This is a genomic window from Flavobacterium beibuense, from assembly GCF_004151245.1.
Classification (GTDB): domain Bacteria; phylum Bacteroidota; class Bacteroidia; order Flavobacteriales; family Flavobacteriaceae; genus Flavobacterium; species Flavobacterium beibuense_A.
This window is the reverse complement of record NZ_JUIW01000010.1, coordinates 51,247-73,571: the sequence shown is the minus strand read 5'-3', so window position 1 is coordinate 73,571 and position 22,325 is coordinate 51,247. Positions and strand designations below refer to the sequence as shown.

Below are 22,325 nucleotides of genomic sequence, written 5' to 3'. Positions count from 1 at the left end.
TTATACGTTTTCTCCCCAGTGCTTTAATTCCTCCTCGCTCCATAGTTCAGGGAAAAATATCCTTCTCTGGTATTTAGGATGCATATATTTTTTCCAGTCGCTTCCCCCTGTGGCTTCCTGAGGTCCTGCAACACTCTCAATGTATTTCTTTGCAGTGTTGTAATGCCCCATAACCCAGGTTACATTTACCGTATAATCATAATGGCGCATAGCTTTAACCAGTTTAGCATCATTTTGTGCTTCTTCCGGCAGCTGCTTAAATTTCCTCCAGATGTTTATGGTATTGTATTCTTCCATAAAGCGAAGGAACTCACCTTTATATTTTTTCTCAAATTCGCTTAACAGATATGATTTCTCTCCGGTTTTATAATCTTTACCGGCTGCCTGCCAGTACAGGTGCTCCAATGCATGTTCATAAGGGGTGTTCCTGTCTATGGTAGCCCTGTATCTGTAATCTATAAGATTTATAAGATCTGTAGAAGCAAATTCAATTAAGCGGTATTGTGCACTCTGGAAACCACTTGCCGGTGTTAGGGTATTCCTGAACTTCATGTACTGGTCTACCTCCATACCGTCTCCCATAATGGTAAACGAAGTGGTTAGCATATCAAAGTAACGGCTTATACGCATAAGCTTTTCTGTAAAGTAAGCTGTTTCCGGTTTTTCGGTATGACAAAGCTGTTCCACTTCCCACAATATCATTTTAAACAGCAGCTCGTTTACCTGATGATACATAATAAAAACCATTTCATCCGGCAGTGTAGTTCTCTGGATCTGCAGGTTTAATAATGCATCGGTTTGAATGTAATCCCAATAAGTAATTGGCTTGGCCCAACGAAGTCCCTCCAAATGGGTTTCGGTCTTTTGGTTTAAGGCCTTAAATTTTTCATCAAGTTCGTCAAGCTGTTGCTTTATTGCGGGTGTAATATCCATTTTGTTTTTTACTTCGATTTTATTTTAAAAGAGTGGCTAAGCCCTTTATATTCATCTAAATCTGCTTTTAGTGAACCCACAGCCAATTCGGCCTTAATTCGCAAAGGAATCCTGTTCTCATCGTCTGAAATCCAAACAGTTAAACTCTCCTCCTCCTTAAATACACGACCAGCCTGAACATAGGGTCTGAATATCATTGCAGAAACGGTCCCAAATTTAGTCTTTAAATCCTCTCGCCCAAGGAATTTTAACTTAAACTTCGTCACCTCATCATCAAAAAACATATCTACTGCAATAGACTCTCCCGTCTTAAGATCGCTCACGTCGGGATGATTCCTTAAATAATAAAACACAGACACTATGTCCTGTACATTATTAGGAACAGTAAATGTTTTTTTAGTATCATTCTTGTAATCGTTTACCGTAACGGTATTGTTACCCTGATTAAAAAAGCCTTCCTGGTTTTTAGTATAACCACCCTCATCTATTTTTCTTACAAACTGATAAGGCCTGCCGGTTTCTTTATCAAAATAACTTTGGTAGTTGTCCTCTACCTTAAAAAAGAATTTTGTCATACCCGTGGTATAACCCTTGCCCACAACATGGTGCACTTTCTTGTTGTTCTTAACCGCATCCTTTACCTCAAGAGTGGCATAACCGGCATTTACGATTCCGTAGTGAATACGGAACTTAAAATACTCGCCCGTGGAAAAGGCACTTTGGGAAAAGACATTACAGATTGTAAAGAACAAAAGAACTGTCATTAACTTTTTCATAGCAATTTTCTAAATTTTGGTGTTTTTACAACTGTATTTTTGCAATATTCGTTCCAAAAATAATAAACAAAAAAACCCAGTCAAAATTAATGACCGGGTTTTTATGCTATTAACCAACCAAAAAACTATAAATTATGAAAAATTACTTTACAAAAAGTGAGTTAACTATACCTCCTTTTTTGCGAGTGCAAATGTATTGAGTTTTATTGAAAATTCGTTTGTTAAATTTTCACTTTAACACATATTCCTCAAAAAAACAGTCTAATGATGGTTTAAAATTATCAATAGTGAAATTTTAATGCTATTTTATAGCGTTCCTCTCAATGCCTGTTCTCTCTCAATTGACTCAAAAAGAGCTTTAAAGTTACCTGCACCAAAGCCTCTTGCTCCCATTCTTTGAATTATTTCATAAAAAAGTGTCGGACGGTCTTCAACCGGTTTAGTGAAAATCTGTAATAAATAACCCTCCTCATCAGCATCAACCATGATACCAAGGCTCTCTAAAACACTAATATCTTCTTTCATTATGCTCATGTGCTCACCAAGACGGCTTGGCACTTCCTGATAATAAGCATGTGGTGGTGCCGTAAGAAACTCAACACCTCTCGCTTTAAGATCACTTACTGTTTTGATTATATCATCAGTAGCTATGGCGATGTGCTGTACACCAGGACCTCCGTAGAAATCAAGATATTCTTCAATCTGAGATCTTTTAGCCCCTTCAGCAGGCTCATTGATAGGGAACTTAATTCTACCGTTACCATTACTCATTACTTTACTCATAAGCGCAGAGTACTCAGTATGTATTTGTTTGTCGTCAAACGAAAGGAAGTTAACAAAGCCCATTACATCCTCATACCATTTAACCCAGGTATTCATTTCATTCCAACCCACATTACCTACCATGTGGTCTACATATTTAAGACCTGTTGGCTGCGGATTGTAATCAGACTTCCATTCTTTATATCCCGGAAGGAAAGCACCTTTGTAGTTTTTACGCTCTACAAACATGTGTACAGTTTCCCCATAAGTGTAGATACCGGCACGCACTACTTCACCAAACTCATCTGTTTCAACAGTTGGCTCCATGTACACTTTAGCACCTCTCTTAGTAGTTTCCTCAAATGATTTTCTTGCATCCTCTACCCAAAGTGCAACAATTTTAACACCGTCGCCATGTTTTACAATGTGGTCGTTAAGCGGAGAATTTGCTGTTAAAGGGGTAGTTAATACTAAACGGATTTTATCCTGCTTAAGCACATAAGATGCCCTGTCTTTCATTCCGGTTTCAAGTCCTGCATAAGCATGAGACTGGAATCCGAATGCTGTTTTATAATAATGAGCTGCCTGTTTAGCGTTACCCACATAAAATTCAATATAATCTGTACCTAAAAGAGGCAGGAAATCCTGTGCTCCTTCAAATATTTTTTCTAAGCCGTATTCTACGCTTTTTACTTCTTTGCTCATAGTCTAAAAGTATTTTAAGCTCCCCTAAAAGGAGATGTTTTTGTTTTGTCTGTTAGTTTTAAAAATTATTCTACCCACGATTTGTAGTACTTGCCATCGTTAAGACCCATAGCAGCCTTAGTAACTTTAAGCGGACGGAAAGTATCTACCATTACCGCAAGCTCCTGAGTTTCGGTCTGACCTATACTACGCTCCATAGCTCCCGGCGCAGGACCGTGAGGGATACCTTTAGGGTGAAGTGTAATATGACCCTGCTCTATATTGTTACGACTCATAAAGTCACCGTCTACATAATAAAGCACCTCATCACTATCTATATTACTGTGATTGTATGGCGCCGGTATAGATTTAGGGTGGTAATCATAAAGCCTTGGGCAGAATGAACAAACCACAAATCCGGCAGTTTCAAACGTTTGGTGAATTGGCGGCGGTAAGTGAACTCTACCGGTAATAGGCTCAAAGTTATGAATACTAAAGCCGTAAGGAAAGTTATAACCATCCCAACCCACAACATCAAAAGGATGTGTTGCATAAACAACCTCATGCATCATTCCTTCTTTTTTTATCTTGATAAGGAAATCTCCTTTTTCATCATATGTTTCAATCTCTTCAGGCAGTTTAAAGTCCCTTTCACAGAAAGGAGAGTGCTCTAAATGCTGTCCGCTTGCGTTTTTGTAACGCTTAGGCGTATAGAAAGGACTGGTAGATTCTACATAAAACAGGCGGTTATCGCTGGTTTCAAAATCTATCTGATAAATCATACCGCGAGGTATAATAAGGTAATCTCCATATTCAAAAGGAATGTTACCCATAAAAGTGCGAAGCTTACCTTTACCCTTGTGAATAAATAGCATCTCATCGGCATCGGCATTTTTATAGAAGTATTCGCGAAGCGATTTTCTTGGAGCGGCAAGACCTATTATACACTCGTTGTTTACAAGCATATCGGTACGGCTTTCAAGAAAGTCATCTTTAGGCTGCAGCTCAAATCCTTTTAATAGTAGTGATTTTATATTCTTATTTATAGCAATTTCCGGCTCAACTGAATAAGACCTTAAAATCTCTTTTACCTGAGTAGGCCTCTGTACATGGTACAGTAATGAAGAATGCCCGTGAAAACCTTCTGTCCCGAAAAGCTGTTCATAGTAAAGCCCTCCGTTTGGTTTCTCAAACTGCGTATGTCTTTTTTGGGGGAAATCCCCTAATTTATGATATATAGGCATAATTGAAATTTATTAATTAAACATATTAAACGGGTACACCATTAATATGGATCATTCCGGATTCCTCTTGATGAGGAATTTAAGGTGACTTAATAAATCTGTCCAAGCTGAATTCATTAGACAAATATCGGAAAAATTTAATTTTAAGCCCTAATTATTAGACAATATTTACAATAACCAGGCATTATCAATTAAAAATTAAGTATAGTGACAAATCAACTATTGATTAAGAATTTCCTGCACTCATTTCTATGCATTTACTAAAAGTGAAACACTTATGTTAAAAGCCTTTACGGATTTTTAATTTAATTTACGTTTTCTTTACTTTTCTATTTGTTTTTCTATCTTTGAAGCCATTATAAACCAAAAAACAAATATCCTTTATGGCAGCGAAGGCAGAATCGTGGGGTTCACGGGTAGGCTTAATTCTGGCAATGGCAGGTAATGCGGTTGGATTAGGTAACTTTTTAAGATTCCCTGTACAGGCAGTGCAAAACGGAGGTGGAGCATTTATAATACCTTACCTTGTATGTTTTGTGGTAATGGGAATACCGCTACTTTTTATAGAATGGTCTACAGGCCGTTTTGGCGGAAGGTTTGGCAACCACAGTACCCCTTATATTCTTGACACCATGGCTAAAGGCCGAATATGGAAATATATTGGCGTCTTCGGTATCTTTACCAATATTGCTGTCGCTTCCTATTATTGTTATATCGAATCCTGGACTATGTCTTATGTATACCATTCCGTATCGGGAACTTTCAACGGAATGAATCAGGCTGATGTTGCAGGATTTTTTGATACCTATACCACAATAGCAAAAAGTACAACAGGAATACCTTTTGAAGCGGTTGTTTTCTACATCATATGTTTACTTTTAAATACTTACATATTATCTAAAGGTCTTGGTGGTATAGAAAAAGTAGCCAAAATAGGTATGCCGCTACTTATTTTATTTGGTATTGTACTGGCTGTTAAAGGCTTATCATTAGGCACAGACGGTGCTTCTGCCCTATTCCCTAATGCAAATGCATGGGACGGACTTAACTTTTTATGGACACCACAGTTTGATTCCCTCTGGAATCCTAAAGTATGGCTCGCCGCTGCCGGACAGATATTCTTTACCTTATCTGTAGGTATGGGTACTGTTCACTGCTATGCAGCTTATATAAAATCTAAAGACGATATTGCCTTAAATGCAGTTTCTGCAGGTTTCATGAACGAATTTGTAGAAGTTGTACTGGGTAGCTCTATAGTAATACCTATCGCAGCAGGTTACCTTGGTCTTGACTGGGTACTTCAAAATGCAGGCTTTGGTATGGCATTCCAAACCATGCCTTACCTCTTCCAGCAATGGGGCGATGTATTAGCCATTTTTGCCGGAATCTTCTGGTTCGGATTACTGTTCTTTGCCGGAATTACCTCATCACTGGCTATGGGTACACCATGGATAGGCTTTATGCGCGATGAGTTTGGCTGGAAAAACAAGAAAGGTGCATGGTCTTTCGGGCTTATTGCGCTTATAATGGGATTACCAACGGTGATTTTCTTTAAGGAAGGTGTATTTGATGAATACGACTACTGGGCAGGGACTGTAAGCCTTGTGGTGTTTGCTTTCCTTGAGACAATATTATTTGCATGGATATTCGGTATTAAAAGAGGTTGGGAAGAAATTAATCTTGGTGCCGATATTAAAGTACCTGTTATTTTTAAATATATCATACTTGTTGTAACGCCAGGCCTTTTAGGATGGGTACTTATTGCAAGTGTACCGGACATGGTAAATAAGGCTACTGATGAAGATACCAATAATAAGGAATGGTTTGCCGATGCCTACTATGCAGAGAGCTATGGCAGTACGGCAGAATTTGGTGTAGTAGATTCCGTTACACCAAACTTTGTAAAAATTGCTTTTGACAATGAAAGAAAAGTGTTTAACAAAGCACAAAGCAGCTTAACCACCGTAAAGTATACCGACTTTAAAACATATTCTTTTAAAGGTGACCAGCATACAGTAGTGAAGAAAGGTGATGTTGTAAAACCAAAAGACAAAATTGCCGAAGGAAAGTTTACAAACAATGTAATGTATAAAACGCTGGGTAGGCTATTATTGATAACTTTATTTATCTTTATATGTGTGGTAGTTTACAGAGCTTATTTAAAACGCGTTAAAGAAGGGAGGGCAACATCATGAAAACAGAAGCAATTATAATAATGGTATGTGCACAGGGAATTGTGACTGCCATAACAGCATATTTTTTCTATAAGGTTTTGACCACAAAACCAAAACAGGAGCCGGACTCCTACTCAGAAAATGACGATGAAACACAAAGGCAGGATAATTAATCCTGCCTTTGGCTTTTATATCAGAACCAGAATCCTACGCTAAACCAGGTATAATGATTTCTGGTATCTGGAGACCAGCTGTGTTTTATCTCTATAGGCCCTATGATGGTTTCCATACCATAACCAAAAGCATAACCTGAATATTGAGGTACAGAGAAGATGTTACCCTCATCATAAATCCTCTGCCCTATATTGGCATAGTTTGCCGTAAAGTTGATATGGTTTTTCCTGAAAATTTCATAATCCACGGTTGCCGTACCTTTTATATAACTATCTCCTGACAGACTTAGGAAGTCATATCCGAAAAAGTGTCGGAAGTTATTGGTCATATAATACCCATATCCTCCCAAAATAAATTCAAAGAAAGGTACCGTAGCATCGCTTGTAACGGTAAATCCGCCTTCTGTTCGCAGCTCTATGGATAATTTAGGCAAAACTTCCTTAACTATACCCATATCGGCCTTAAAGATGCTGAAACGTCCAAAAATCTCGTTATAATCAGACGAGAACAGGAATGTTTTTGCCTCTCCTGAAAAATACCACCCTTTTTTAGGGAAATACTTGTTATTATAAGAGTCATACTTCAAATAACCATAAAGTGAAAAGTAATCACTATCATCAAAAATATGATCGGCACTGTTTACCGTTTCACTCTGAATCTTTAAATGCTTCAGCTCGGCACCCCCACCTATCAGGAATTTTTGAGTAAAAATGGTTTGAAGATAAGCCCTGTTTGTAAAATCGGTAAAATCAAGATTAAGGGCATTAACCCCAAATGCTCTTAAAAACTCTCCTTCGTTATATTCGGCAGAAATATTACGGTTAAAATTACTGTATCTGGAATGGAAACCATAACTGATATGGAAACCATTGTCAAGATAATAATCAAAATTGTAACGGAAATGATCTCCTAGTATAACATCCAGCGATGCCACATCATTTTGAAACAGAAGTTTTTTCTGGGTAAGATTTACCAGTACAGCACTCTTATAAAGTCCATCATAATGCAATCCAAATTTAAGGTAGCGGTTAATGGGGTTCTCTTCTAAATGCATATTAAGCACATCTGCCCCATCTGCTCCTTTATCAAAGCAATAAGATATAGCATTAAAGTTTTGAGTGGCATTAAGGCTGCTTATCCCCTCATCAAGCTTTTTGTATGTTACTTTTGATCCTGCTTTAATCCTAAGTTTACCCACCACATATGATTTATTGTAATACTTAAGACTGTTTACTTTAATATATTCAATATTTAGTGTATCTTCAGTCTTTGGATTCTCTCTTACAATTGGTCTGCCTGAACCGTATTTTCTTATAGTATCCCACATCTTTATAGCCGCCTTTTCGCCCTCATCTATAATTTCCCTTCCCTGATCAAACGAAATAACCGAATAGCCTGAAATATCAGGTTTTATATACACATCAGTCTCTTTACGTTTTTTCACCATCTTTTCAATCATCTGGTAGTTGTTTATCTGTACCAGAATTCCAGTGGCACCCTTAATTTCATCACGGGACTTAAGGCCGTCTTGTACGTCAATCCCTATAATTATATCGGCTCCCATTTTCTTAACCTCCTCAACAGGATAGTTATTGGTAACACCTCCATCTATAAGTAATCTGCCATCTATTTCTACAGGATAATACAACGAAGGAAATGCACCACTAGCCAGTATAGCATCGGGTAGCACCCCATGATGCAGCACCACTTCTTTTCCTGTCTCAATATCTGTTGCAATACATACAAAAGGAATAGGAAGGTTGTCAAAATCCCTTATATGCCTTACATGATTAGTAAGGCGGTTTATAATAGCATAGTTATAAAGCCCTTTAGATACGGCTGTGGGAAACCCGAGTTTAAAATTTTTAAACGGGAGGGTTAATGCATAAATCTCATCATTACGCTTCTCAAAAAAGTTTTTGGAACCCCTGGGAGTAAAATCACGAAGTAAAGCATCGGAATCCACATTCTGAAAAATGGAATCAAGCTGTTTGGCACTATAGCCCGAGGCATACAATCCGCCTATTATAGCACCCATACTGGTACCGCCTATGTAGGATATTTCCACACCTGCTTCCTCAAGGACCTTAAGGGCACCTATATGGGCAAGCCCTTTAGCACCACCTCCACTCAACACCACTCCTATTTTTGGCTTTTTGGGTTGTAAGGTATCCTCTTCCTGCGCCATTATTAAATGGACCGATAAAAGGCATAACAGGAGAAGGAGTGGTCGTTTCATTACTTACTTATTTTTATAAAATTCTGTAATTTTTTTAGCTTTAGACGGCCCCACCACTTTAGCAATATCTTCTTCAGAAGCGGCAGTAAGCCTTTTAACCGATTTAAATTCTTTTAAAAGCGTAACCATAGTTTTTTCGCCTATACCTGGTATACTTTCCATAGACGTTTGAAGAGCACCTTTGCTACGCTTATCCCTATGGAAATTTATACCAAAACGGTGTGCCTCATTCCTAAGGTGCTGGATAATCTTTAAAGTCTCCGATTTCTTATCCAGATAAAGTGGCACAGAGTCGCCCGGATAAAAGATTTCCTCAAGTCTTTTCGCTATTCCCAATATAGTGATTTTTCCGCGTAATCCTAACACATCCAGGCTTTTTAGTGCAGAAGAAAGCTGACCCTTACCTCCGTCAATAATTATAAGCTGCGGCAATGGTTCGTTTTCATCCATCAAACGCTTGTAACGCCTGTAAACCACCTCTTCCATTGAAGCAAAATCGTTGGGACCTTCAACAGTCTTTATATTAAAATGACGATAGTCTTTCTTGCTTGGTTTTCCGTCTTTAAACACAACGCAGGCAGATACCGGATTAGTACCCTGGATGTTTGAGTTATCAAAGCATTCTATATGTCTTGGCTCTTCCGGCAGGCGAAGGTCTTTTTTCATCTGCGCCATAATACGGTTAGTATGCCTGTCCGGATCTACAATCTTTATCTGCTTAAGCTGATCCATACGGTAAAAACGGGCATTACGTTCAGACAAATCTAATATTTGCTTCTTATCTCCCAGTTTAGGCACTGTTACCTTTACATTATCTCCAAGGTCAAGTTCAAAAGGCAGTAATATCTCTCTGGATCTAAGCCCGAAACGTTCCCTAAGTTCCACAACTGCCAGCTCAAGCAGTTCCTCATCGCTTTCATCCAGCTTTTTCTTTATTTCCATGGTATGCGAACGGATAATAGCCCCATGCGACACCTGAATAAAATTTACATAAGCCATGGTTTCATCTGAAACTATGGTAAACACATCTACATTTGAAATCTTAGGATTAAATACGGTTGAACGTGACTGGTAGTTTTCCAGCACATCTATTTTATCCTTTATTTTTTGTGCCTCTTCAAACTGCATATCGGCTGCATGTTGGTGCATCAGTTTTTTAAAATCCTTAAGACTCTCCTTAAAGTTTCCTTTAAGTATTTCCCTTACCGCATTTACATTACCCTGATACTCTTCCAGTGACTGGTAACCCTCACAGGGTCCTTTACAGTTACCTATGTGGTATTCTAGGCAAACCTTATACTTACCGCTTTTTATATTGGCAGCACTCAGGTCGTAGTTGCAGGTTCTAAGCGGGTACAGTTCCTTAATAAGATCCAGTAGCGTATGTACGGTTTTAAAACTGGTATAGGGACCAAAATACTCAGATCCGTCCTTTATCATTTTACGGGTAGAGAAAATGCGCGAAAAAGGTTCATTCTTAATACAAAGCCACGGATAGGTCTTATCATCACGCAACATAACATTATAGCGTGGCTGATGCTTTTTAATAAGGTTGTTTTCCAGCAGCAGGGCGTCGTTCTCGGTAGGCACAACAATATGCTTAATGGTTACAATTTTTTTAACCATTACTCTTGTTTTACCTACTTCGTGTACCTTATTAAAATATGATGAAACCCTTTTTTTCAGGTTTTTAGCCTTGCCCACATACAGCAGTTTCCCTTCTTTATCATAATACTGGTAAACACCGGGGCTGTCGGGCAGGGTTTGTATTTGTAATTCCAGCGGCGTTTGCATGTAACAAAGTTAACAAACAAATCATTACATTAAACTTCAAAATAAGGCTATTGTTGCCATAATATGCAGCATAATTTATATTTTTATCCTTTCTGCATAACTATGGCAAAACACAAAGACATTACCATACTGGGCCAAACCATATTACCCGGCGAAAGCAAAACCATAAATATGGAAATTGCCCGCCTGCATACCATGACAAAACTTAAGGTCCCTATTATCGTGGAACGGGCAAAAACCGATGGTCCTGTAGTACTTTTTTCTGCCGGACTGCATGGTGACGAAATAAACGGTGTTGAAATTGTACGCCAGATAATAGTGCGAAAAATAAACAAGCCCAAAAGGGGAACAATTATCTGCATGCCGGTAATAAATGTTTTCGGGTTTGTGAATAAGACACGTGAGTTTCCTGACGGACGCGATTTAAACAGGGTATTCCCCGGCAGTAAGAACGGATCGCTTGCAAGCCGCTTTGCCTCTCACCTACTGGATGAGATAATCCCTCATGTAGATTATTGCATCGATTTTCATGCTGGTGGTGCCAGCCGATTTAACGCGGCACAAATACGCATAGTGCCTAATAATGCCGAGCTTAAAGAGCTATCAGACATATTTAATGCGCCTTTTACTTTATACTCCAAAAATATTGCCGGGTCTTTCAGGAATGCCTGCGGCAGGTTGGGAGTAAAAATGCTTTTGTTTGAAGGAGGAAAATCGTTAGACATCAATAACGACATTACCCAGGAAGGCGTAAGGGGAGCAAAACGTTTCCTTGCACATTTTAACATGCTTAACCCTAAAAAACAGGCTAAGGAAGCACCGGCACCCAGTATATACATTGAAAGATCGGGGTGGGTTCGCGCCAAATATTCAGGCATGTTCCAAGCACATTGCTCTGCCGGAAAGTTTGTGGAGAAAGGAGAAGTAATTGCGCATATAACCGATCCTTTCGGAAAATTTGAACATAAGGTAAAAGCTCCTAATACAGGCTACATCATTAATGCAAATGACGGACCTATAGTATATCAGGGCGATGCCATTTTCCATATTACCCAAAAGCATTAAAATGACCAAAAAAGAACTACGCATAAAATACAAAGCGCTTCGTGGTGCTTTATCCCTAGAAGAAACCGAAGACAAAAGCCTGGCTATTGCCAACATGCTTTTAAAGCTTGATATATGGGATAAGGTTTATTTTCACTTGTTTTTAAGCATAGAAGAACATACGGAGATTCAAACCGAATACATACTCCAGATTCTTGCCGGAAAGGATAAGGAAATCGTGGTCTCAAAATCTGATTTTGCAGACTGCAGCATGACGCATTATCTGCTTACCGACAATACACGTCTTAAAAAGAATGAATATGGCATTCCTGAACCTGTAGACGGACTGGAAGTACCCGACAATAAAATAGATGTAGTTTTTGTCCCCTTACTTGCCTTTGACACTAACGGACACCGCACAGGATACGGAAAAGGGTTTTACGACCGATTTTTGGCAAAATGCAAAAGTGATGTAATAAAAATAGGGCTATCTTTTTTTGATGCCGAAGAAAAAATAGACGACATTAACCCCACCGATATGGTGCTGGATTATTGTGTTACCCCAAACAGGATATATACTTTTTAGAATTATTCTGTAACGCCTGCCGGCTTTGCAAATGCCCTTTTATTAAAGAGGATAAGAACTGCTACTCCTACAGAGATAGCTGCATCGGCAACGTTAAAAATGGCATTAAAGAAAAGGAAATCCTGACCGCCCCAAAACGGCAGCCATGAAGGCAAATGTCCTCTCCATATCGGGAAGTAAAACATATCTACCACTTTACCGTGAAATAGTGTACCGTACGGTTTATCAGAAAAAACAGTAGCTACGTGACTTTCACTGCTGTAATCAAAAATAAGCCCGTAGAAAACAGAATCAACAATATTACCGAAAGCTCCTGCCAAAATAAGGGATATGGCAACTATAAGATAATTAGAATATCTTTTCTTTACAGAATCATATAACCAGTAACCTATACCGCCTACAGCCACTATCCTGAAAAGTGTTAGTATCAGCTTACCATAAGTACCGGGAATAACAGCTCCCCAGGCCATACCTTCATTTTCAATGAATTGTATCTTAAACCAGTTTAATCCCATAACCGGAAGATCTTCATCCAGCCTGAAATGAGTTTTTACATAAATTTTAGACACCTGATCTATAATCAGTATAAGGATAACAATAAGATAAGCTCTTTTTAAAGACATTCTATTTTAAAATTTACCCGCAAAAATAAATGAAATTATTAAATAATAATTACCTAAACTTAGTTAATAGAATGCAAAAAGGTTTACTATAAGTAAATAAACCTAAAAAAGCACATCCGGATACGGGTTTTAAATCCGGATTAAAAGTTTAAATAAGGTGATAAAATAAAAAGAAAGGGCTGCTAAAAGCAGCCCTTTTATCAAAATTTATCTTTGCATGTTTTTTGCCTCGATACTCATGGTAGCGTGCGGAACAAGCTTAAGCCTTTCTTTGCCTATCAGTTTACCTGTTACCTTACAAATGCCATAGGTTTTATTTTCAATCCTGATAAGGGCATTTTTCAGGTCACGAATAAATTTCTCCTGACGAATAGCAAGCTGTGAGTTGGCTTCTTTAGACATAGTCTCGCTGCCTTCTTCAAATGCTTTAAAAGTAGGTGATGTATCATCAGTACCGTTATTTAAATCATTCATATAGGCACTTTTAATTAAGTCAAGGTCAGCTCTTGCTTTTTCTATCTTTTTAGTAATAAGCTCCTTAAACTCTGCTAAGTCCGCATCCGAATATCTTATTTGCTGCTCATCTACCATATTTCAATTATTTTGAAATTAATACTAGTGTTTTTATATCATCGAATTCAATTTCTGTACCATTTTCAATCTCTTCGTTGAATATAAGTTCATCCGTAAGGGTTTCCGACTTGATGTAGCTTTCGTTGCTTTTTACAGCCTGCTCCAGCGTATCGTTGTCCTTTAAATAAACTTTTATCCTGTCGGTAACTTCAAATCCAGAATCTTTTCTGATATTCTGAATCCTGTTTACCAGTTCGCGGGCTATGCCTTCTTTCTTTAAATCATCTGTTATGGTTATGTCTAACGCTACTGTAATACCATTAGAATTTGCCACTAACCAGCCCTCGATATCCTGCGAAGAAATCTCAATATCTTCGTTTGTTAAAGTAATACTTTTTCCCGAAATAACAACATTCAGGCTTCCGTTCCTCTCTATTTCATTAATCTGTTCCTGTGAGAAATTTTGTATCTCTTTGGAAATCAGACCCATATCTTTCCCAAACCTTGGTCCAAGAACTTTAAAATTAGGCTTAACCTGCTTCACTAAAACACCCGAAGCATCGTCCATAAGTTCTATTTCCTTTACATTCACCTCTGCTTTTATAAGCTCTGAAACGGCCTCTATTTCGCTCTTCTGTTTCGCGTCAAGTACCGGTATCATTACCTTTTGCAGCGGTTGGCGCACTTTAATCATCTCTTTTTTCCTTAATGAAAGTACTAAAGAGGAAATTGTCTGCGCTTTTTCCATTCTGCTTTCTAACGATTTATCAACAAAGTTATCAGCATACTGAGGAAAATCGGCCAAATGTACGCTTTCAAACGTCTCTTTTTGTGAAGCCTGTGTTAAATCTTTATAAAGCCTGTCCATAAAGAACGGAGCTACAGGCGCACTTAACTTAGCAACGGTTACAAGACACGTATATAGTGTTTGGTAAGCCGCAATTTTATCCTGGGCATATTCCCCTTTCCAGAAACGTCTTCTACATAATCTTACATACCAGTTACTAAGGTTTTCCTGAACAAAGTCAGATATCGCCCTGGTAGCTTTTGTAGGCTCATAATCGGCATAGAAACTATCTACATCCTTAATAAGCGTGTTAAGCTCTGATAATATCCAACGGTCAATTTCCGGTCTTTCATTTAACGGAACTTCCGGCTCAGCAAAGCTGAAATTATCAATATTGGCATATAACGCAAAGAACGAATATGTATTATATAGTGTACCAAAGAATTTACGTCTTACTTCGGCCACACCTTCAATATCAAATTTAAGGTTGTCCCACGGGTTAGCGTTACTTATCATGTACCAACGTGTAGCATCCGGACCATATTCTGCAAGAGTTTCGAACGGATCTACAGCATTACCTAAACGCTTAGACATTTTCTGCCCGTTTTTATCCAGTACAAGTCCGTTACTTACAACATTCTTATAAGCTACCTGATCAAATACCAGTGTACCTATAGCATGCAGCGTATAGAACCATCCTCTTGTCTGGTCTACACCTTCCGCAATAAAATCGGCAGGATAAGCACCGTGGTTATCTATCAGCTCCTTATTTTCAAAAGGATAGTGCCACTGTGCATAAGGCATGGCACCACTGTCAAACCAAACGTCAATAAGGTCGCTTTCACGATTCATTGGCTTACCGCCTGGAGATATCAGTGTAATATTGTCTACCACATTTTTATGCAGATCCACAAGATCGTAATTTGCTTCGCTCATGTTGCCCGGCTCAAATCCTTTAAACGGATTTTCACTCATAACACCTGCTGCGATAGCTTTTTCTATCTCATTATAAAGTTCTTCTGCCGAGCCTATTATCATTTCTTCGGTCTTATCCTCTGTTCTCCATATAGGAAGTGGGATACCCCAGTAACGTGAACGTGAAAGGTTCCAGTCGTTAGCATTTTTAAGCCAGTTACCAAAACGTCCTTCACCAGTCGCCTTAGGCTTCCAGTTAATGGTCTCGTTAAGTTCAAACATTCTTTCCTTAACATCCGTAACACGAATAAACCAGCTGTCTAACGGATAATATAGTAATGGCTCATCAGTTCTCCAGCTATGCGGATAACTGTGAACATATTTCTCTACCTTAAAGGCTTTGTTTTCTTCTTTCAGGCGGATAGCAATCTCTACATCAACTGATTTTTCAGGCGCTTCCCCTTTATCATAATACTCATTCTTTACATACTTGCCTGAAAGGTCTCCAAGCCCCTGAATGAACCTTCCCTGAAGGTCTACCAATGGCACCGGGTTTCCGTTTGCATCAAGAACAAGCATAGGCGGTACTTCCGGCTTAGCCTCTTTTGCCACCTTGGCATCATCAGCACCAAAAGTAGGAGCTGTGTGAACTATACCTGTACCGTCTTCGGTAGTAACGAAGTCTCCCGAAATTACACGGAATGCATTTTCAGGATTTTGATATGGTAGTGCTAAAGGAAGTAATTGCTCGTAGCGAATACCTACAAGGTCTTTACCTTTTGCTTCAGCCAGTATTTTATATGGAATTTTTTTGTCGCCTTCCTTAAAGTTTTCAAAGTCGGCAGCATCTTCACTTTCAAAGTAGTTTTTACCAAACTGCTTACCTATAAGGTTTTTAGCCAACACTACATTTGTAGGCTGGAAAGTATATTGATTAAAAGTCTTAACCAATACATAATCAATATTAGGCCCTACAGTAAGAGCCGTGTTACTTGGCAGGGTCCACGGTGTAGTGGTCCAGGCCATGATATCTACATCACCAAATCCTTTAAGCAAATCCGGAAGGGTATCGGATATAGTTTTAAACTGAGCAACAATTGTAGTGTCGGTAACATCGCGGTAAGCACCCGGCTGGTTCACCTCGTGCGAACTTAAACCTGTACCTGCTTTAGGCGAATAAGGCTGTATGGTATAGCCTTTATATAAAAGGCCTTTATCATAAATCTGTTTTAGTAACCACCATACCGATTCCATGTATTTTGACTTATAGGTAACATACGGATCTTCCATATCCACCCAATAACCCATTTTCTCGGTAAGGTCATTCCATATGTCGGTATAACGCATAACGGTACGCTTACAGGCTTCGTTATATTCTTCTACTGTAATTTTAGTGCCAATATCTTCTTTAGTAATGCCAAGTTCCTTTTCGGTACCAAGCTCAACCGGCAGTCCGTGAGTATCCCACCCGGCCTTACGCTTAACCTGAAACCCTTTTTGGGTTTGATAACGGCAAAAAATATCTTTAATGGCACGTGCCATAACGTGGTGAATACCCGGCAATCCGTTTGCCGAAGGCGGGCCTTCAAAAAACACATACTGAGGCTTACCCTCACGGGTAGTTACGCTCTTATCAAAAATATTCTCCTTCTTCCAGAAATCAAGGACCTCACTAGCAACTGTTGGCAGGTCTAGACCCTTATATTCAGCAAACTTATTACTCATTACAATAGCATTCTAAAAAATCAATCTGCGAATGTAATGATTTTTTTTTTGAGAGGCGGGCATCTGTATCATAATATGGGCAACTCAAACGTTATCATTAAAATATTTATATTTACCATACACACTTTACTCTTATGAAAAATAAAATTCTACCTAAAACAGCAGCCCTCCTTATCTTCTTTTGCGGGATAACAGCATTTGTATATCACCAGTCGGGGTATTCCTCAAAAAGCAACATGAATTTTAATGGTAGCCCAAACGGGGGAAAAGTCAGCAACCAGACAGACAGCCTTACACAGGCAGAAAAAGATTCTGTCGATGCTATTATAATGAGTTCTTCGAAGACTTATGTCCCGAAAAAATTACCTTTTAAAAGGATTGAGGAAGATTCAGTTAAACAAGACTCAGTTAAGCAAAAAGAAGAACTAAGAAAAAAACTATTGATGTTGGGCTCAAAAACAGCTATAATAACGAAACAGGAAAAAACAGCTGACACTGTGAAAGAGATACAGGATAAAAAGACCAAACCATGAATTTTCCTGAGTTATTATCCATAGCCGGAATAAGCTTTATATTCCTTTCCCTCGTTTTTATACCAATGGAAAAAGTATTTCCTGCAAAACAGGGTCAAAAGATTTTCCGTAAACAGTGGAAACTCGACCTATGCTTCTTTTTAGGACAATACCTTCTTTGGAATAGTCTTGTACTTCTTTTACTAAAATATTTTTCGCATTGGATTGGCGGTATAACCCCTCACGAAATAAAATTGGCAATACAGTCGCAACCATTCTGGCTTCAGGCTGCAGAGGTTATATTTTTTAGCGATTTACTTATTTATTGGGGACACCGCCTGCAGCACAGGGTTGGTTTTTTATGGCGCTTTCATAAAGTACACCATAGTGCACCACATTTAGACTGGCTTGCTGCACATCGTGAACATCCTTTAGACTCGGTTTACACTATAGGCCTTATAAACCTTCCTGCTTTTATTATGGGGTTCGATCTTAATTCCCTTGCACTCTTAATTGCTTTCCGCGGTATATGGGCAATATACATACATAGTAATGTAAGGCTCAATATAGGTCCGTTAAAATACATTATTGGTTCGCCGGAGCTGCATCACTGGCATCACAGCCTTGACAGGGATGCAGGAAACTATGCCAATATCAGCCCGCTAATGGATATTATTTTCGGAACCCATTACTGCCCGCCTCATGAGCCTGAAGCCTATGGCATACAGGAAGAATTCCCTGAAAATTATACCGGACAACTTCTTAATCCTTTATTACCTGAAAATAAGAAGTCTAAATTTTGACAACCTAACATAACCCAAATATCCTGTCTTTTTGGAGCCTCCGGAGGTTTATATCTGGAAGTTTTCATATTAAAAAAAATGTATCTTTATAAACCACTATTAATCCTTACTTTATGAAAAAAAATCTACTCTTAGCAGTTGCTTTATTATTCCTTACCAATATTTACGCACAATGCTGGAAACAGCTGGATTCAGGAGGCAGTTTTACTGTCGGCATTAAAACGGATGGTACTATTTGGGGTTGGGGAGATAACTCTTCCGGACAGGTGGGAGGTGCGGATGAACAGGTCACTACACCTATACAAATAGGTAACGATAACGACTGGAAAGTAATAAAAGCCGGAAACGGACATGTTTTAGCGCTTAGAAACGATAACACCTTATGGGCATGGGGCCGTAATGATTCAGGACAACTGGGTAACAATGAAATTACTTCAAATCCAAACCCAACACCTATACAGATTGGCACCGATAATGACTGGGCATTTATTTCTGCAGGAAATGTTTTTAGCGCAGCTATTAAAGAAGACGGAACATTATGGACATGGGGAAGCAATGGAAACGGAGAATTAGGAAATGGTTCTCTTGACACTTCTACTCCACAAACTATTGTCCCTACGCAGGTAGGTACTGATACCGACTGGGCTCAAATTGAAGCTTCCACTACACAGTGTTTTGCCCTTAAAACTGACGGGACATTATGGGAATGGGGAAATAATGGCAATTTACCCCTTACTAACGGAGCCAATACACCTGTTGTTTCGCCAATTCAAATTGGAGAAGACAACAACTGGATACAGGTATCGGCCGGAGGATTTGGCGCTTCAGCTATAAAAAACAACGGAACATTGTGGTCTTGGGGTCATAATAACAGCGGAAGCGTAGGCGACGGTACAAATATTTTCAGGCAAACACCTGTACAAATAGGAATAGATTCCTGGAAAAGCGTTGATAGGGGAGACTATTTTGCAGGAGCAATAAAAGGTGACGGAACTCTTTGGACATGGGGTTATAATGCCAATGGCGCATTGGGAGACGGTACAACTGAAAGTAAAAACTCCCCTACCCTGGTAGAAAGTGAAGAAAAGTGGGTTTATTATTATGGCACCGGAGATTTTTCAGTAGGGCTTAAAACAGACGGATCTTTATGGGTATGGGGTCATAACTATGATAATACATTAGGCTTTAACTTAAATGGAGATGTAATAACATCACCTGTAATGGTAGAAGGTGAATGCCTTTGGGAACTGCAAAATCAGGATTTTACAATCGAAGATTTCACCCTGTATCCTAACCCAACAAACGGATTAGTTACTATATCAGGAACTGAAGATTTTGGAAAAACAGATGTAAACGTATACAACATTACCGGACAGCTTATTAAAAATTTGGCGTTTAACAATTCTAAAAACATGAGCATTGACCTAAATGATACTGCTTCCGGCATCTACTTTATTGAAATTAATACCAGCACAAAAAGCTCAAAAACCATAAAAGTAGTTAAGAACTAAAAATATCAGATTTATTGAAAGCCTTCGGTAATACCGGAGGCTTTTTTAGTTAACATCTTCTCATTGATTTTCATATTTATGTAAGTTTGTACCAAACCGTATCTAAATCATGAAAAAATACCTATTAATGCTGTTTGTAATGGCACTTTCCATTACAGCAAAAGCACAGGAATTTAAAACCCTAACCTATTTTGTAAACGATTCAACCAAGCTGGAACTGGATCTTTTCCTGCCTAAAAAACAGGGAAAAGAAAAAAGTCCCTTACTTATACACGTACATGGTGGTGGCTTTGCAGTAGGCAATCGTGAATGGGGGCACCACATAGCAAAACACGCAGCATCTCAGGGTTATGTGGCAGCATCAATAAGCTACACCCTGTACATGAAAGACAAAAAATTTAGCTGCGACGGCATTTTATCCGAAAAAGTAAAGGCTTTTCAAATAGCTGCAAACCAACTATGGCAGGCCACCCTTTTCTTTATTAAGAACAGTGAAAAATACAATATAGATACTTCTAAAATATTCATTTCCGGGAGCAGTGCGGGAGCAGAAACCGTTTTGCATGCGGCTTACTGGAACAGAGACCTTATGAGCATTTATCCTGACAAACTTCCTGACAATTTTAAGTATGCGGGGGTAATATCCGGTGCAGGAGCCATTATGGATCTTAATCTTATTACAAAAGAAACTGTAATACCTACACTTCTTTTTCATGGTAGTTGCGACCCAACGGTTCCTTATGGTACAGCCGCCCACCATTATTGCCCTACTAACGCATCAGGCTGGCTAATGCTTTTTGGCTCCTACTCCATTTACAATCATATTATTGACCTTGACGGCAACATAAAACTTGTTACCTACTGCAATGGCGGACACGAATACAGCGACGAGCTGTTTAGTAAAGACCCTCAAACGGTGGTAGATTTTATGAACAACACTTTAAACGGCAAAAAAGAACAGTCGCATATCATAATTTCAACAAATAAGGAGTGTAAAAAGCCTAACAGGTATAGTTTTTGTGATTAACTCGGTCTAATTTTAGAGTGATGAAAATAGAAATATGGAGTGACATTATGTGTCCCTTTTGCTACATAGGCAAAAGAAGATTTGAAGAGGCACTTGCCGGTTTTGAAGGCAGGAATGATGTAGAGATAGAATGGAAAAGCTTTTTGCTTTCACCTGAACTTAAAACAGACCCGACAAAAAACATACATCAATTTTTAGCCGAACATAAAAACATTAGCCTGGAAGAAGCCAAAGGCATGAACGATTATGTAACCAATATGGCTGCCCAGGCAGGATTGATTTATGATTTTGACCGTGCCATACCGGCTAACAGTTTTAACGCCCACCGTTTTTTACATTTTGCCAAAAAATACGGAAAACAGAATGAGGCAGAGGAAAAACTCTTCAGGGCTTATTTTACAGAAGGAAAAAATATTGATGATGCACAAATACTTATGCTTCTTGCCATAGAACTTGGCCTAGACGCAAATAAACTGGCTGATGCAATGAATAACGGTGAGTTTGCCAACGATGTTGTTGCCGATATAAACGAAGCACAGCAGTTAGGCATACGCGGAGTACCTTTTTTTGTGTTTAACCGAAAATATGCCGTTTCCGGAGCTCAGGAAAGCAGGGCATTTACCGAGACGTTGGATAAAGCCTTTGAAGAATGGCAGGCAACACAGCCTAAAAACAATTTTGAGACCATTAAAGGACAAAGCTGCGACACTGAAGGGAATTGTGATTAACTGAATATTTCCTTCAGTACATCAAGCGATTTTGGCCTTTTAAAGCCGTCCAGGTGGAAAGCGTAGTAATCTAAAAGTATTTTGAGCAACGTCTGGCGTTCGCTTACATGAAAACTTTTTATACTATTATCCAGTTTTAACTGTATAAGCCTTTTAAAAAGATTCGTTTCCTCTATAGAGAGACAGCTTATTGACTGATATGGGGTAAAAACCCCTTCAGTCATTTCAAAGAAGTCGTTTTCATTTTGAGGGCGTTCCGGAAAAAATCCCAGGAATTTTGTTATTTCCATCATAAGTATCAAATGGAAATTAGCAACCTCATCATGGCTGTCAAACCACAAAAGTGCTGTTTCCAGAAAATGATAAAGGCTTTCGTTCTTTTCCTCCTCGCGTATGCAGTGATGCAGTATTTCTGAAAGAAAGATAACAATGGTAGTTTTTGTAATATCGGTATTGACGGTATAATACGGATGTGCCAGCTTAACTTCCTTAAAATATTCCAGGCTGCCTTTATTTTTATGTGCAGCCTCTATTTCCAATATATTAAGCGGCTGAAAAAAAGCTATTTTCTGAGTGTTTTTACGGGTAGAGAAAGCATCCCTTATAAAATAGGATTTTAGTCCGTCACTTTCGGTAAAGCACTTCACGATCAGGCTTTTTTCCTGATAGCGAAGTGAGCTTATCACTATGGCTTTTGTTTTTACCAGCACC

Annotated in this window: 19 protein-coding genes; 9 read left to right on the top strand and 10 right to left on the bottom strand. The window is 38.8% G+C overall.

All coding sequences use genetic code 11. The annotated features are described in order from the left end of the window. The 4 genes from NU09_RS14175 to NU09_RS14160 all read right to left on the bottom strand — a co-directional run bounded on the left by NU09_RS14175 (nucleotide 1) and on the right by NU09_RS14160 (nucleotide 4,399). Nucleotides 1–933 (bottom strand): tryptophan 2,3-dioxygenase family protein, encoded by a 933-nt coding sequence (locus NU09_RS14175; protein ID WP_129751962.1) that lies wholly within the window; start codon nucleotides 931–933, stop codon nucleotides 1–3. Nucleotides 934–941: 8 nt separating this feature from the next. Further along, nucleotides 942–1,709 carry a DUF3108 domain-containing protein gene (locus NU09_RS14170; RefSeq protein ID WP_129751961.1) on the bottom strand — a complete coding sequence of 256 codons (768 nt, stop codon included), beginning with the start codon at nucleotides 1,707–1,709 and terminating at the stop codon, nucleotides 942–944. A 306-nt stretch (nucleotides 1,710–2,015) separates the two neighbouring features. Beyond that, nucleotides 2,016–3,176, bottom strand: coding sequence for a 4-hydroxyphenylpyruvate dioxygenase (gene hppD / locus NU09_RS14165; protein WP_129751960.1), 1,161 nt, complete (start codon nucleotides 3,174–3,176; stop codon nucleotides 2,016–2,018). A 65-nt stretch (nucleotides 3,177–3,241) separates the two neighbouring features. Next, nucleotides 3,242–4,399: a homogentisate 1,2-dioxygenase gene (locus NU09_RS14160; protein ID WP_129751959.1), complete on the bottom strand. Its 1,158-nt coding sequence runs from the start codon at nucleotides 4,397–4,399 to the stop codon at nucleotides 3,242–3,244. Between the two features lie 383 nt (nucleotides 4,400–4,782). On the opposite strand from NU09_RS14160, the gene NU09_RS14155 reads away from it, so the two are divergent. Further along, entirely contained in the window at nucleotides 4,783–6,594 is a 1,812-nt protein-coding gene (locus NU09_RS14155) for a sodium-dependent transporter (RefSeq protein WP_129751958.1), read from the top strand. Further along, nucleotides 6,591–6,746 carry a hypothetical protein gene (locus tag NU09_RS17105; protein ID WP_165357702.1) on the top strand — a complete coding sequence of 52 codons (156 nt, stop codon included), beginning with the start codon at nucleotides 6,591–6,593 and terminating at the stop codon, nucleotides 6,744–6,746. Before NU09_RS14155 ends, NU09_RS17105 begins: the two co-directional genes overlap by 4 nt. Nucleotides 6,747–6,766: 20 nt before the next feature. On the opposite strand, the gene NU09_RS14150 is transcribed toward NU09_RS17105, so the two are convergent. Next, nucleotides 6,767–8,986, bottom strand: coding sequence for a patatin-like phospholipase family protein (locus NU09_RS14150; protein ID WP_129751957.1), 2,220 nt, complete (start codon nucleotides 8,984–8,986; stop codon nucleotides 6,767–6,769). Nucleotides 8,987–8,989: 3 nt separating this feature from the next. Next, nucleotides 8,990–10,780: an excinuclease ABC subunit UvrC gene (gene uvrC / locus NU09_RS14145; RefSeq protein ID WP_129751956.1), complete on the bottom strand. Its 1,791-nt coding sequence runs from the start codon at nucleotides 10,778–10,780 to the stop codon at nucleotides 8,990–8,992. Between the two features lie 102 nt (nucleotides 10,781–10,882). Here uvrC and NU09_RS14140 point away from each other — a divergent pair, with 102 nt between their 5' ends. Then, nucleotides 10,883–11,845, top strand: a complete 963-nt coding sequence (locus tag NU09_RS14140; RefSeq protein WP_129751955.1) for a succinylglutamate desuccinylase/aspartoacylase family protein — start codon at nucleotides 10,883–10,885, stop codon at nucleotides 11,843–11,845. Between the two features lies 1 nt (nucleotide 11,846). Then, a complete protein-coding gene (locus NU09_RS14135) occupies nucleotides 11,847–12,410 on the top strand; it encodes a 5-formyltetrahydrofolate cyclo-ligase (RefSeq protein ID WP_129751954.1) in 564 nt (187 codons plus the stop codon). Nucleotides 12,411–12,412: 2 nt separating this feature from the next. On the opposite strand, the gene NU09_RS14130 is transcribed toward NU09_RS14135, so the two are convergent. The 3 genes from NU09_RS14130 to ileS all read right to left on the bottom strand — a co-directional run bounded on the left by NU09_RS14130 (nucleotide 12,413) and on the right by ileS (nucleotide 17,033). Further along, a complete protein-coding gene (locus tag NU09_RS14130; RefSeq protein ID WP_129751953.1) occupies nucleotides 12,413–13,033 on the bottom strand; it encodes a lipoprotein signal peptidase in 621 nt (206 codons plus the stop codon). 207 nt (nucleotides 13,034–13,240) lie between these two features. After that, nucleotides 13,241–13,624: a TraR/DksA family transcriptional regulator gene (locus NU09_RS14125; RefSeq protein WP_129751952.1), complete on the bottom strand. Its 384-nt coding sequence runs from the start codon at nucleotides 13,622–13,624 to the stop codon at nucleotides 13,241–13,243. A gap of 7 nt (nucleotides 13,625–13,631) precedes the next feature. Beyond that, nucleotides 13,632–17,033, bottom strand: a complete 3,402-nt coding sequence (gene ileS / locus NU09_RS14120) for an isoleucine--tRNA ligase (RefSeq protein ID WP_129751951.1) — start codon at nucleotides 17,031–17,033, stop codon at nucleotides 13,632–13,634. Nucleotides 17,034–17,167: 134 nt separating this feature from the next. On the opposite strand from ileS, the gene NU09_RS14115 reads away from it, so the two are divergent. From NU09_RS14115 to NU09_RS14095, 5 genes are all read left to right on the top strand, one after another. Continuing rightward, entirely contained in the window at nucleotides 17,168–17,566 is a 399-nt protein-coding gene (locus NU09_RS14115) for a hypothetical protein (protein WP_129751950.1), read from the top strand. Then, complete coding sequence (locus NU09_RS14110) at nucleotides 17,563–18,348, top strand: sterol desaturase family protein (RefSeq protein ID WP_129751949.1); 786 nt, start codon at nucleotides 17,563–17,565, stop codon at nucleotides 18,346–18,348. The genes NU09_RS14115 and NU09_RS14110 overlap by 4 nt, the downstream gene beginning before the upstream one ends. Nucleotides 18,349–18,461: 113 nt before the next feature. Continuing rightward, nucleotides 18,462–19,859 (top strand): T9SS type A sorting domain-containing protein, encoded by a 1,398-nt coding sequence (locus NU09_RS14105; RefSeq protein ID WP_129751948.1) that lies wholly within the window; start codon nucleotides 18,462–18,464, stop codon nucleotides 19,857–19,859. A 109-nt stretch (nucleotides 19,860–19,968) separates the two neighbouring features. Next, nucleotides 19,969–20,886: an alpha/beta hydrolase gene (locus NU09_RS14100; RefSeq protein ID WP_129751947.1), complete on the top strand. Its 918-nt coding sequence runs from the start codon at nucleotides 19,969–19,971 to the stop codon at nucleotides 20,884–20,886. 20 nt (nucleotides 20,887–20,906) lie between these two features. Beyond that, complete coding sequence (locus NU09_RS14095; protein WP_129751946.1) at nucleotides 20,907–21,614, top strand: DsbA family protein; 708 nt, start codon at nucleotides 20,907–20,909, stop codon at nucleotides 21,612–21,614. On the opposite strand, the gene recO is transcribed toward NU09_RS14095, so the two are convergent. Then, complete coding sequence (gene recO / locus NU09_RS14090) at nucleotides 21,611–22,324, bottom strand: DNA repair protein RecO (RefSeq protein ID WP_129751945.1); 714 nt, start codon at nucleotides 22,322–22,324, stop codon at nucleotides 21,611–21,613. The genes NU09_RS14095 and recO overlap by 4 nt on opposite strands. Nucleotide 22,325: the final 1 nt, after the last annotated feature.

Excerpts from the sequence above, each read along its gene's own strand:
- hppD (WP_129751960.1), bottom strand. The coding sequence starts at position 3,176 with ATGAGCAAAGAAGTAAAAAGCGTAGAATACGGCTTAGAAAAAATATTT.
- NU09_RS14175 (WP_129751962.1), bottom strand. The coding sequence starts at position 933 with ATGGATATTACACCCGCAATAAAGCAACAGCTTGACGAACTTGATGAA.
- NU09_RS14125 (WP_129751952.1), bottom strand. The coding sequence starts at position 13,624 with ATGGTAGATGAGCAGCAAATAAGATATTCGGATGCGGACTTAGCAGAG.
- NU09_RS14105 (WP_129751948.1), top strand. The coding sequence starts at position 18,462 with ATGAAAAAAAATCTACTCTTAGCAGTTGCTTTATTATTCCTTACCAAT.
- NU09_RS14155 (WP_129751958.1), top strand. The coding sequence starts at position 4,783 with ATGGCAGCGAAGGCAGAATCGTGGGGTTCACGGGTAGGCTTAATTCTG.
- NU09_RS14130 (WP_129751953.1), bottom strand. The coding sequence starts at position 13,033 with ATGTCTTTAAAAAGAGCTTATCTTATTGTTATCCTTATACTGATTATA.
- NU09_RS14150 (WP_129751957.1), bottom strand. The coding sequence starts at position 8,986 with ATGAAACGACCACTCCTTCTCCTGTTATGCCTTTTATCGGTCCATTTA.
- NU09_RS14115 (WP_129751950.1), top strand. The coding sequence starts at position 17,168 with ATGAAAAATAAAATTCTACCTAAAACAGCAGCCCTCCTTATCTTCTTT.
- NU09_RS14095 (WP_129751946.1), top strand. The coding sequence starts at position 20,907 with ATGAAAATAGAAATATGGAGTGACATTATGTGTCCCTTTTGCTACATA.
- NU09_RS14170 (WP_129751961.1), bottom strand. The coding sequence starts at position 1,709 with ATGAAAAAGTTAATGACAGTTCTTTTGTTCTTTACAATCTGTAATGTC.
- ileS (WP_129751951.1), bottom strand. The coding sequence starts at position 17,033 with ATGAGTAATAAGTTTGCTGAATATAAGGGTCTAGACCTGCCAACAGTT.
- NU09_RS14140 (WP_129751955.1), top strand. The coding sequence starts at position 10,883 with ATGGCAAAACACAAAGACATTACCATACTGGGCCAAACCATATTACCC.
- NU09_RS17105 (WP_165357702.1), top strand. The coding sequence starts at position 6,591 with ATGAAAACAGAAGCAATTATAATAATGGTATGTGCACAGGGAATTGTG.
- NU09_RS14160 (WP_129751959.1), bottom strand. The coding sequence starts at position 4,399 with ATGCCTATATATCATAAATTAGGGGATTTCCCCCAAAAAAGACATACG.
- NU09_RS14135 (WP_129751954.1), top strand. The coding sequence starts at position 11,847 with ATGACCAAAAAAGAACTACGCATAAAATACAAAGCGCTTCGTGGTGCT.
- NU09_RS14100 (WP_129751947.1), top strand. The coding sequence starts at position 19,969 with ATGAAAAAATACCTATTAATGCTGTTTGTAATGGCACTTTCCATTACA.
- NU09_RS14110 (WP_129751949.1), top strand. The coding sequence starts at position 17,563 with ATGAATTTTCCTGAGTTATTATCCATAGCCGGAATAAGCTTTATATTC.
- uvrC (WP_129751956.1), bottom strand. The coding sequence starts at position 10,780 with ATGCAAACGCCGCTGGAATTACAAATACAAACCCTGCCCGACAGCCCC.